Here is a 4,128-nt window from a genome sequence, read left to right as displayed (position 1 = left end):
CGTGATGTTGCCGACGGTTGAACTGGCAGCGTGAAAATCAGCAGAGATTGCACTTAAAAATACCCGGGCCGCTGTTCAAACGAATGGCCAGCTCTTAATTCCATCTTACTGGTAGGAAATTTCACGACAGATTAGAAGTACATCATAAATTAGCCATTAAATTATTAATACACCTTAGATTACCATAACTTTGGGAGTTGCCTATTCATCCGTTGCGTTCCAGCGGAGCACTATTCAGTACGCGATTGGTAGATTGATAAATGCCTTTGCGGCATTTCTAATCCTAATATGGGTTGCACAGCAGCTATCTGAACTTCATTACGCAAATTACATAACATCATTTGCTCTTCTAGAGGTGGGTTTAGTATTATCCAATTTCGGTATGGAATGGGTAACTGCTGTATTTATACCTCAAGCCAAATTAAAGGTATCTGGAAATACGCTACGTATATTTATATGGCGATGCATTGCTGTGCAGTTCGGGACGTTAATGATTGGTGCAGGCGTGCTTTTTATGGCAGCACCAACGCTGAGCGATTGGCTTAAACTGGAAGGTGCTGTAGCAGCCTTGCAAGTATATGCGATAGTTATGTTTGTTGAGGGTATGGGACGGGTTTTTCGTGATCAGATATTAGCGTGTTTATTACTCCAGGCAGCAGGACAAATAAGTCAAATGGTTCGGAATATTTTCATGTTGATCTTTGTTTTCCTGATATTTCAGAAGGATGCATGGCGTACTGCAGAAGGACTCGCATATGCGGAGCTATTTGCCAGCACCAGTAGTTTAATAATTGCAGCTATTTTTTTGTTTCAGTATCTAAAGTCTTGTCGGGATGATCCCGCGAGTGACCCTGATTGGCATCTTCCATCTTGGTCCAAGATGTTGAGAGCAGGCCGGAATGCATGGCTAAGTAATTTGGCCAACATGAGTTGGGGTGGGCAAACAGTGATATTGCTAGTTACTCGCTTAATCGGGGTAGAAGCTACGGCGCCTATGGGTTTTGCACGGAATCTATCCGAGCAGATTCGAAGATTTATGCCAATGGATTTCCTATTGGGAGTAATTCGAACTTTGTTGGTAGCACGATTCTTAGAAGAACGTAGTTTATCTAAACTCGGAATCAGAGTCGGGCTAATATTCAGAATAAATCTCTTATTTTTAATTCCTTTGATAATTTTGCTAATAATACGTGGAGATGAGGTATGCAGCATTCTTAGTGGAGGGCGTTATGAGTCTGCACACTGGTTTTTAATTGGATGGCTAGGTGTTTTGATGGCGTGGGCACATCATAGACTCACAGATTTAATGGCTCATATCCTTGAACGTTCTGGGGTCACGAGTCGTATAAGTATATTATTATGTATCACTCCATTATTTCTTTATTGTGCCGGAAGAATTCAACATTGGGAATTGCTGTTTTTCACCTTATTTATAGCCGAAAGTATTTATTCATATTTGGTATTGCGGAATTTGAGAACTTCTGGTTGGCAATATCGACTATATTGGCTTGGTTTGGGAAAGCTCTCTTTGCTAGCGATTGTTGCGTTGGTAATTGGCAGTCTTTTTCAAATGGGAGAGGGAATTGTATCTATACTATTATCGATGGGCATTATCACATTAATAATGTTGATCGGGGTCATGCTATTGAAAGCTTGGTCACCTGAAGAAAAGTCTTTATTGTCAGGAGTAGTCCTCAAATGATCTTTTGATGAGTACGATTAAATGAATCACAGCCTTTGTATATTTATCATGTTCTTGATCTCCGAGATTGCATTTGGACAAATTGATACTCGCTTGGGTGGAAAGATTATATTTCAGCAGCAATTTAATGAGCGTTATGCTGTGAATAGCGCTACCCCGGAAAACATTGAAATGGTATCTGATCCGGCCGGAAGTGAAAGAACCGTATTTAGAATGCGTGTTAGGGATACTGACAGAAAGGTTTATGGTGGTATACGTACCGAAATTTCACCTCAGAGAGAGTATAAACGTGAGGGAATTAGATGGTATGCGATAAGCGTATATTTCCCTAAAGATTGGGAGTTTCATCCATATCCTGCAATAGTGGGTCAATTACATACCAGTCAGAAAACTGTAGTAGTTTCACCCCCTGTTTCACTAGTAGTTAAAGGTGACAATCTAGATCTTGAATTACATTCAAATACACGAGATATGGAAAAGGGAGAGGTTGTAACAAAGGAGAATTCAACCAGACAGATAATCCGCCTAGATAAATTGAAACTGGAGAAATGGTATTGTTTTGTCATGCGCATTGACTGGTCTTATATGCCGGGTATGGGCTCATTTAAGCTCTGGATGAATGGGGATAAAGTATATGAAACTATTAATACGCCAAACTCATATCAAACATGGCTGGGTAATTATCCAAAAGCTGGGATTTACATGCCGGGAATGATGGGGGTTAGTGAGCGCACTGTCTATATAGACTTCATTCACTTAGGTGGTGCGCGCACGGGTTATGAAGATATGCAGAAACTTACACCGTGTCAGCATAAATGAATTTCGCATTGAACAATCCAAATTCCATGGAAGCCGGTTCCAAGAAAATATGGATAGGAGGGGTATCGCTTTTATTCATTTTATTTTCATTTTTTACTGCTCTTTTAATAGGCGCCGGGCAGTATATATTATTTAGCATTTTGTTTGTTTCGATTATTTTATTGATTTTATCTGTACTATCCTTAAATGTGCATAGTATTAGAGATCAGCGAGGCTATTTACTGATTATAGTTTGGCCTACGATGTTGTTTGTTAACATCATGCAGCAGTCCGTTGATTTCCCTGTGGGATATATGCTAGAGCTATTGATTTTTGGGTTATTATTTTTAATTATAAAGAATGTATGGAGTATCTCATCCGTAGATTATATTGTTCGTATTCTATTAATTATATTCGCCCTCTATCTCCTTATTGCATTATTAAGCAGCATATTGGGTCGCTCCCAAATGATGGCTGCATTATGGCAGCTACAATATAATTTAAAATGGCCGTTGATGTTAGGTGCAGGTACTTTATTAGTATGGAATACACATATTGAGGGCTTATTTAGAAAAATTATTTCCTACTCGTGGATTTTCATTGCTCCTATTCTCATAGTGGAAATTTTAATGCCCGAAATACACTCACAGATTCTAGGGCCTAATCCAGATAGTGAATACGCCATTAATCCATTTCTTGGGATTGGGGCGCGATACCGTGGGCCTTTTTATCACGCAGGATACCTTTCAATTATTAGTGCGCTATTAGCGATGAGCGCTGTTATTCAGTTGATGATTGGCCGTAGGTCTTTAGGAAATTATTTTTGTGTGGTTATTTATATTGTTTTTGTGCTTCTTTCGGGTCAGCGCCAGGAACTTATGGCGATGATATTTTCTGCATCCATACTTGCTATGATTTTTTGGCGCAAACATCTATCTATAATATTTATATTTTCTATCATAATGATTGGTATTCTTACTTCGTCTTTTATCTATATGAAGTATATACCCATGCAAAGCATACTTGAACAATGGGGGATAATGAGTAGCTTTACTCAGCCTTCAGAACGAGCAATTCTTTCTACTAACGGAATTATAGTCGCGCAGCACTATTTCCCGTTTGGTTCAGGTCTTGGTACATACGGGGGGGCTGGAGCTCAGAAATTTGATTTAAGCCTCTTCCAAGACTTGGGCTTTGGTCGCTACTGGTGGTTTTTGCAGGGTAAATTTATAGTTGATACATATTGGCCCAATATTATTGCAGAAGCTGGTTTTGCCGGAGCATTTATGATGTTGGCGTTTTTTGTAATATTATGGTTAGCGCTATTCTATCGCGTATGGCGAACTGCTGGAACACCTCTATATAGTATTGCACTTCTGGCTTTGGTTGCCCTATCGTTATTGTTAGCAAACACTCCTTCTTCTGCAATACTAACTGATCCTAGAGGTACTTTTATTTTCTGGCTAATTATTGGAGCGGCATGGAGGGCAATGAGTTATGAAAAGGATGTATTGACCCTCTAGAAACCTGCTCAGAGCTGGTACCGGGAATTTGAACGAGCCGCTAAGTGGAGAATCTGCCATCTTTTGATACCCTTTCGGGGGCTTTGATATGGAGCGGAAGATTGC

General features: G+C 39.7%; 3 protein-coding genes. All 3 read left to right on the top strand.

Going from position 1 to position 4,128, the window contains the following annotated elements; genetic code table 11:
• The first annotated feature begins 382 nt into the window (after positions 1–382).
• From BT108_RS13670 to BT108_RS13665, 3 genes are read left to right on the top strand one after another with little or no spacing between them, the layout of a single operon-like run.
• Positions 383–1,702 carry a hypothetical protein gene (locus BT108_RS13670; protein ID WP_255369725.1) on the top strand — a complete coding sequence of 440 codons (1,320 nt, stop codon included), beginning with the start codon at positions 383–385 and terminating at the stop codon, positions 1,700–1,702.
• 21 nt (positions 1,703–1,723) lie between these two features.
• A complete protein-coding gene (locus BT108_RS13150; RefSeq protein ID WP_083566466.1) occupies positions 1,724–2,521 on the top strand; it encodes a polysaccharide lyase in 798 nt (265 codons plus the stop codon).
• Positions 2,518–4,023 (top strand): hypothetical protein, encoded by a 1,506-nt coding sequence (locus BT108_RS13665; protein ID WP_143142509.1) that lies wholly within the window; start codon positions 2,518–2,520, stop codon positions 4,021–4,023. Before BT108_RS13150 ends, BT108_RS13665 begins: the two co-directional genes overlap by 4 nt.
• Positions 4,024–4,128: the final 105 nt, after the last annotated feature.

The sequence above is a fragment of the Nitrosovibrio sp. Nv17 genome (assembly GCF_900119085.1).
GTDB lineage: Bacteria > Pseudomonadota > Gammaproteobacteria > Burkholderiales > Nitrosomonadaceae > Nitrosospira.
Note: the sequence above shows the minus strand (reverse complement) of the source record. Positions and strands in the feature narration are given on the sequence as shown.